The sequence below is a fragment of the Winogradskyella sp. UBA3174 genome, assembly GCF_002364335.1.
Lineage (GTDB): Bacteria > Bacteroidota > Bacteroidia > Flavobacteriales > Flavobacteriaceae > Winogradskyella.
Genome location: NZ_DEXW01000046.1, coordinates 102,426 through 110,633, shown reverse-complemented (window position 1 = coordinate 110,633; position 8,208 = coordinate 102,426). Strand labels below are relative to the sequence as shown.

The 8,208-nt window shown below is 36.0% G+C and carries 5 protein-coding genes; 4 read left to right on the top strand and 1 reads right to left on the bottom strand.

Features of this window, described 5'->3' with window-relative positions; genetic code table 11:
- The coding region (locus tag B2U95_RS08665; RefSeq protein WP_296315066.1) for a hypothetical protein at positions 1-2,355 on the top strand (2,355 nt) is incomplete at its 5' end.
- A gap of 49 nt (positions 2,356-2,404) precedes the next feature.
- On the opposite strand, the gene B2U95_RS08660 is transcribed toward B2U95_RS08665, so the two are convergent.
- Entirely contained in the window at positions 2,405-3,082 is a 678-nt protein-coding gene (locus B2U95_RS08660; RefSeq protein WP_296315061.1) for a Crp/Fnr family transcriptional regulator, read from the bottom strand.
- Positions 3,083-3,194: 112 nt separating this feature from the next.
- Between B2U95_RS08660 and B2U95_RS08655 the strand changes: the two genes are divergently transcribed.
- The 3 genes from B2U95_RS08655 to ccoN all read left to right on the top strand — a co-directional run bounded on the left by B2U95_RS08655 (position 3,195) and on the right by ccoN (position 8,207).
- The gene (locus tag B2U95_RS08655; RefSeq protein WP_296315059.1) at positions 3,195-5,654 is read left to right on the top strand and encodes a heavy metal translocating P-type ATPase; all 2,460 of its coding nucleotides are present in this window, start codon (positions 3,195-3,197) and stop codon (positions 5,652-5,654) included.
- A 149-nt stretch (positions 5,655-5,803) separates the two neighbouring features.
- Complete coding sequence (ccoS, locus tag B2U95_RS08650) at positions 5,804-5,989, top strand: cbb3-type cytochrome oxidase assembly protein CcoS (RefSeq protein ID WP_296315057.1); 186 nt, start codon at positions 5,804-5,806, stop codon at positions 5,987-5,989.
- A gap of 10 nt (positions 5,990-5,999) precedes the next feature.
- Positions 6,000-8,207, top strand: coding sequence for a cytochrome-c oxidase, cbb3-type subunit I (ccoN, locus tag B2U95_RS08645; protein WP_296315053.1), 2,208 nt, complete (start codon positions 6,000-6,002; stop codon positions 8,205-8,207).
- The last annotated feature ends 1 nt before the right edge of the window (position 8,208 follow it).

The following is an 8,208-nucleotide window of genomic DNA, read 5'->3' as shown; positions in this document are numbered from 1 at the left end:
TGGAAAATGATTAATGACAAAAGTGATATTGGAAATAGACCATTTTATTATTCTGAAATTTATGTCGATCCAAAAAATGAAAATCGTGTGTATTCTGTTTTTACTTATGTAAACGTATCAGAAGACGGAGGAAAAAATTTCACACAATTGATGCCTGCTTATGGTGCGAATAATGGTGTGCATCCAGATCACCACGCCTGGTGGATTCACCCAAATAATGGTGATTTTATGATTGATGGGAATGATGGCGGCATGAACATTACTAAAGACGGTGGAAAAACATGGCGCTTTATTGGTAATTTACCCGTTGCTCAGTTTTATCATATTAATGTAGATAATGAATATCCATATAACGTTTATGGAGGTATGCAAGATAACGGATCCTGGAGAGGACCAGCTTATGTATGGCGTGCTCAAGGCATCAGAAATAGTTACTGGCAAGAAATTAGTTTCGGTGATGGTTTTGATGTTGTACCAGATAGAGATGACTCGCGCTACGGATGGTCTATGAGCCAACAAGGCTACGTAAGCAGATACGACTGGCAAACAGGTAATAATTATGGTGTGAAACCAACACATCCTAATCCTGATGTTCGACTACGTTTTAATTGGAATTCGGCTATAAACATAGACCCTTTTAGTAATAGCACGCTTTATTTCGGAAGTCAGTTTGTTCACAAATCAACTGATAAAGGCGAAACATGGACCGTTATTTCTCCAGACTTATCTACTAACAATCCAGAAAAGCAAAAACAATCTGAAAGTGGTGGACTTAGTATGGATGCTACTGGAGCAGAAAATCATACTACTATTTTAGTGATAGAACCATCTCCAATAGAAAAAGATATGCTTTGGGCTGGTACAGATGATGGCCGCATACATTACACAAAAGACGGAGGAGATACTTGGACAGATGTTTCAAAAATAAAGAGTTTACCAGAAGGTAGCTGGATCACTCAAATAAAAGCCTCTAATAAAAATAAGGGAGAAGCGCTTTTAATTGCTAATGATTACAGACGTTTTAATTATACACCTTATGCCTACCGAACCAAAAACTATGGAAAAACTTGGGAACGTATTGTAGACGAAAACGACGTGCAAAGTTACACTTTAGCTATTGTAGAAGATTTAGTAGAACCCAATTTGATGTTCTTAGGTACTGATGATGGCTTATATATTTCAATTAATGCTGGTGAAAAATGGACGAAATGGACAGAAGGTTTTCCAACGACGTCAGTTAAAGATTTAGTAATTCATCCCAGGGAACACGACTTAGTTATTGGAACTTTTGGTCGTTCAGCTTGGGTTTTAGACGATATTAGACCCTTAAGAGCTATGGCTAAGAATGCTTCTGTAATGACTTCAAATATTAAACTATTTGAACCACCAATTGGTTATCAAGCAGCATACCAACAACCAACAGGAAGTCGCTTCGGAGCAGACGCTATGTATCATGGTGAAAATCGTGGAGGTGGTGCTCGTTTTAGTTATTTATTTAACAAGAAAGATGCAGTAAAGTCTGATATAAAAACTGACAGTAAGAAAGGAGATAAAAACATAAGCGATAAAAAAGTTATTGAGGATAAAGATGCTGTAAAACGGGATTCTCTAACACTTAAATTATACGATGGAGACCGTTTAATAAGAACACTAAAACAAAAAGCTCCAAAAGAAAACGGCATCCAAAAATGGACATGGTATATGGATGAAGCAGGAGTAAGCAGACCTTCAAGACGTATTAGAAAACAAACAAGAGAGTCAGGTGGTGTTTCAGTAAAACCTGGGATCTATAAAGCAATACTACATTACGGAGACCAAATATCTGAAACAACTATTAAGGTTGAATCTGACCCAAGGTTAGATGTTTCTCAAAAGAATATTGATGAAGTTTATTTAGCAGCTAAACAATTAGAGAAAATGCAAGAAACGGCTGCAAATGCAGTTAAACAATTAATAGAAAGTAAAACAATTGCTGAAACGTATAAAACCAATCTTTCTAAGCTAGACAAGGACGCTTACAAAGATCAAATAAAAGCTTCAAAAGAGATTATAAAATCTATGGACAGTCTTGTTGACAAGTATTTGGGCAAGGTAGACAAACGCCAAGGCATTACAAGAAACCCTGAAGTAACACCATTACAACGTTTGGGTAACGCTTCTAGTTATGTTTATGGAAGTCAAACCGGATTAACATCTACAGAAACAACACTTATCAAACATGCCAAAGACGCATTAAATATAATTTTAGGCGAAACCAATAGCTTTTTCAATAAAGACTGGAAAGACTATCAAGTAAAAATGAAACAAGTAAAAACAGATCCTTTTAAGGAAACTAAAACTTTTGGTATTGATTAATAAAACTTAGTATGAATAAAAAAACGCTCTAGATGTCTAGAGCGTTTTTTTATTCTATTCGCTGAAGACCTATATAATCTTCTATCTTTATTCGCTTTCCTGAAGCAGAAATAAGTCCTTCTTTTTTAAATTGAGAGAGAATTCTAATAGCAGATTCTGTAGCCGTCCCAACAATACTAGCGTAATCTTCACGAGATAAAATGATACTTAAATAGCCTTCAGAATCAATACCGAAATTTTTATGGACATAAATTAATATCTCAGCCATTCTAGCCTTTACGGACTTCTGAGCCATAGTCACTAAAGACTCATCCGATTCTTTTAAATCCTCTGCCATTTCTCTTAAAACATCCATAGTAAATTTTGGATTCTTGGATAAATCATTCATGATTTCACTCTTTGGAATAAAGCACATTTCCATATCATTAAGAGCCACAGCACTTAGATTTGTTTTTTGTTCTGATACTAGCGAACGCTTACCTAACATACCACCTTTCACCACGAGCTTAACAACCTGGTCCTTACCATTCTCACTGAGCTTAGTGAGTTTACAAACTCCATCTTTAACGCAGTAAACACCATTTAAGGTTTCTCCTTCTTCAAAAATAACCTGTCCTTTCTTGTAAGTCTTTGCGGTTTTGCAAGCCGAAACGCGCATAAGCTCATCTCGAGTTAATGATTTTAGGGAATTAAATTCTTTTACAATACACGAATCACACTTACTCATATTGATTGTTTTTTAGCTAGTATTCCAAAGATACTAATTAACATGACATATGTCATATTTAACCAGTTAAGGATATGTGACCTTTGCTAAAGGTATAAATGAGCAAATTAAAATGGATAACACTTGTTTTCATTGTGGTGATTATTGTGGCAATAATATCATCAACTTCCAAGACAAATCGTTTTGTTGTAATGGCTGTAAAACAGTTTTCGAAATATTTAACGAAAATGATTTAACCTGCTACTATGATTTACAGAATTCTCCTGGAGCCATTCCAAAAGAAATCGAAGGGAAATACGACTTCTTATCCCAAGAAAATATTATTGAAAAACTCACAGAATTCAGAAGTGAAATAACAGAAATAACCACACTTTACATTCCGCATATTCACTGTAGCTCCTGTATTTGGATTCTCGAAAATCTAAATAAATTGAATCCGAACATCTCAGATTCACAAGTGAATTTTGGTAAAAAAACAGTGCGGGTTACCTACAATTCAGCCAATACCAGTTTAAAAGCAGTGGTATTATTATTAAGCGCAATCGGATACGAGCCATACATCAGTTTAAACGATTTTAAATCTGGTAAAAAGGATATAAATAGAACCTTAATCTATAAGCTAGGCGTTGCAGGATTCGGATTTGGAAACATTATGTTTTTATCTTTTCCTGAGTATTTTGAAGTTAATGAATTTTGGTTAGAACAGTACACACCACTATTTCGCTGGCTCATGTTTGCGCTTTCACTTCCTGTGGTATTTTATGCTGCGCAAGACTATTTCATTTCGGCAGTTAAAGGTTTAAAAGCGAAAATATTAAATATTGATGTCCCTATAGCACTTGGTATTTCCGTACTGTTTATAAGAAGTACTATTGAAATCATATTCGATTTAGGTTCAGGCTTTTTTGATAGTTTAGCAGGTCTCGTATTTTTCTTATTAATTGGAAAGTTCTTTCAACAAAAAACATATGAATTTCTTTCTTTTGAAAGGGATTACAAATCCTATTTCCCAATTGCGGTTACTAAAATAGATCGCGAAGGCAACGAAAATTCCATTCAGGTTTATGATATAGAGAAAGGGGATCGAATTTTAATTCGGAATGAAGAATTAATTCCTATTGATGGTCTTTTAATTAATGGTAGCGCAAAGATAGATTACAGTTTTGTGACCGGCGAATCGCAAACCGTTTCGAAACAATGTGGTGATACGTTATTTGCAGGTGGTAAACAAACTTCTGGTGTCATTGAACTTGAAGCTTTAAAATCGGTTGAACAAAGTTATCTCACCCAGTTATGGAGTAACGATGTGTTTAATAAAAATAAAGAAGAAGGTTTTACTACTCTTACAAATGCCATTAGTAAGCATTTTACTATTACACTATTGGCTATCGCTTTTATAGCCACCACATTTTGGTTATTTACTGATGCTAGTAAAGCCATGAATGTATTTACAGCAGTGCTAATTATTGCCTGTCCGTGTGCGATTGCACTCTCTGCGCCTTTTACATTTGGAAACATGCTACGCATTTTTGGAAAGTTAAAATTCTATGTCAAAAACGCAAGTGTAATTGAACAATTAGCACAAATCAATACTGTAATTTTCGATAAAACAGGAACCCTTACATCGAATAAAAGTAGTTATGCTGAGTATGATGGACATGTGCTTTCTGATACAGAAAGTGTAGTACTCAAAAATTCGCTTCGGGGTTCTAATCATCCTTTAAGTAGAACCTTATATAACATTCTTGAAGAACATAATATTATCACTCTCGACACTTTTGAAGAACATATTGGAAAAGGGATTGAAGCTAAGCACGATGCTATCAATCTTAAAATAGGCTCTGCAAGTTTTGTTGGTAAAGTTGAAGAAGGTTCCGTTTTAAATACGACTGTGCATGTGAGCAGTAATCATATTTATAAAGGAAAATTCACGTTTTATAATAGGTATAGAAAAGGGGTTTCAAAATTATTTAATCAATTAAAACACCAATTTGATTTAGTGATTCTTTCAGGTGATAACGAAGGTGAACGCGACAACTTAAAAAAATTATTACCTACTAAAACCAAACTAATTTTTAATCAGAAACCAGAAGATAAATTAGAATTCATAAAACGCCATCAATCTAAAGGCGCAAAAATTTTAATGATTGGCGATGGGTTAAATGATGCTGGTGCCTTAGCACAAAGCAATGTCGGTATTGCCATATCTGAAGATGTCAATGTCTTCTCACCTGCCTGTGATGCCATTTTAGATGCTTCAAAATTCGACCAACTATATCAATTCATAAGGGCTTCTAAATCCGCAGTGAAAATTATTAAATGGAGCTTCGTCCTTTCATTCATCTATAATGTTATCGGTTTATATTTTGCGGTTACAGGTCAATTAGAACCCGTTGTAGCTGCTATATTAATGCCGTTGAGTTCCATAAGTATTGTTGTCTTTACAACACTTGCTACAACAATTCTGGGGAGAAGAATCCCATCCCAGCCTACCCAAAGGGAGGAGTCGAAACGTGAAAGTCCCATCCTAAATCCGTCCTTAAGGGAAGGACCGCAAAAGGTGCCCATATAATTTATAGGGGTAAACATATAACAGTTCTCTTTCCTACGGAAAGGATTAGGGATAGGAATTAAAGGAGAAAAAATAATTTATCCAACATGATAAAAGTCATAATTTAAAAACAGGTTCAATAGTATTTTTGAGCTATAACTTCAGTAGGTATGGGTGTTATTTATATTTTATTAACCGTAAGTGTCATTATTGGCGTTGCTTTCTTTATTGTTTTTTTAATGGCCGTAAAGTCTGGTCAATATGATGACAGTTATACACCATCTGTACGCATGCTTTTTGAAGACGAAATAGTAAAAGAGCAAACCAAACCATCAACCGATACAAAAACTGACTAATTTTTTTAATATGGAAATGCAACACTTCTATTACGATAATAAAATCGTTAAAAAATTCCTCTACGCTACCATTTTTTGGGGAGTCGTTGGGATGCTTGTAGGCCTAATTTTGGCCTTTATGTTTTTATTCCCAAACATGACTGATGGTATCTCTTGGTTGAGTTTTGGTCGTTTAAGACCATTACATACCAATGCCGTCATCTTTGCCTTTGTCGGTAATGCAATTTTTGCTGGTGTTTATTACTCACTGCAACGTTTGCTTAAAGCCAGAATGATGAGTGATCTCTTGAGCAAGATCAATTTTTGGGGTTGGCAGCTTATTATTGTCGGAGCGGCAATTACATTACCATTAGGGTATTCTACTTCTAAAGAATATGCCGAACTAGAATGGCCATTTGATATTGCTATCGCTTTAATTTGGGTCGCCTTTGGTGTGAATATGATTGGTACAATCCTTAAACGGCGTCAGCGTCATTTATATGTCGCCATTTGGTTTTATATAGCCACCTTTGTAACGGTCGCCGTACTTCATATTTTCAATAGTTTAGCATTACCTGTCAGCTTCACAGGCATGAAGAGTTATTCCGTTTATGCAGGTGTACAAGATGCCTTAGTCCAATGGTGGTATGGGCACAATGCGGTCGCATTCTTCTTAACGACGCCATTTTTAGGATTGATGTATTACTTTGTTCCTAAAGCAGCGAACAGACCTATATATTCTTACCGATTATCAATCGTTCACTTCTGGTCTTTAATCTTTATATATATATGGGCAGGACCTCACCACTTGCTGTACACCGCTTTACCAGAATGGGCACAACATTTAGGTGTTGCATTCTCAATTATGCTATTAATGCCATCTTGGGGTGGTATGATCAACGGCTTATTAACCTTACGTGGCGCGTGGGATAAAGTCCGTACAGATCCTGTTTTAAAATTTATGGTTGTGGCCATTACAGGTTACGGTATGGCCACTTTTGAAGGCCCAATGCTAGCTCTAAAGAACGTAAATGCCATTGCGCACTATACGGATTGGATTATTGCTCACGTCCATGTTGGAGCTTTAGCATGGAACGGTTTCTTAGCCTTTGGTATGATTTATTATCTCATTCCAAAATTATTTAAAACCAAACTATACTCTATAGGCTTAGCCAATGCTCATTTCTGGATTGGCACCTTAAGTATTCTGTTATATACCTTACCTATGTATGTTGCTGGTTTCGCGCAGGCAAGTATGTGGAAACAATTTAATCCAGATGGTACTTTAGTTTATGGTAACTTCTTAGAAACCGTAACTGAGATTATGCCAATGTATTGGATGCGCGCCATTGGTGGCACCTTATATCTCACCGGTATGCTTGTCTTAGTCTATAATGTTATTATGACGGTTGTAAAATCTGAGCATAAGGTAACTGATGAATTAGCCGAAGCACCAGCACTACAGCGCGTATCTAAAGGTCGTGTTTCAGGAGAAGGCTGGCACACTTGGTTAGAGCGTAAGCCAGTGCTTTTAACGATATATGCCACTATCGCTATTTTAATTGGTGGTATTGTTCAAATTATACCAACACTTGTTGTAAAATCTAACATTCCAACAATAAGTAGTGTTAAGCCTTATACACCGTTAGAATTAGAAGGTAGAGACCTTTATATAAGAGAAGGTTGTGTGGGTTGCCACTCTCAAATGATACGTCCATTTAGATCTGAGGTAGAGCGTTATGGGGAATATTCTAAAGCCGGAGAATTTGTTTATGATCACCCATTCCTATGGGGAAGTAAACGTACGGGCCCAGATTTACATCGTATTGGAGGAAAGTATTCAGATAATTGGCACTTTAATCATATGTACGATCCTCAAAGTACATCTAGTGGTTCTATTATGCCATCCTACAAATGGTTAATTGTTGGTGAAGGCGCTCAACTAGATAAATCCATGACTGAAAAGAAAATGGAAGCTATGGTTTCTTTAGGAGTTCCTTATTCAGACGAAGAGATTACAAACGCACAGACGTCTATGATAGAACAGGGCACTCAGATTGAGAAAAATTTATATAATGATCCCGATTTTGTAGCCTCTTATGAAGCAGATAAAGCCGCTTCAGGTGAAGAATTCGTAGAAATGCGAAATAGAGAAATCGTCGCTATGATTGCTTACTTGCAGCGTCTTGGTACCGATATCAAAGTAAAAGATCTAATAGACCAAACCGTACAAAACTAAG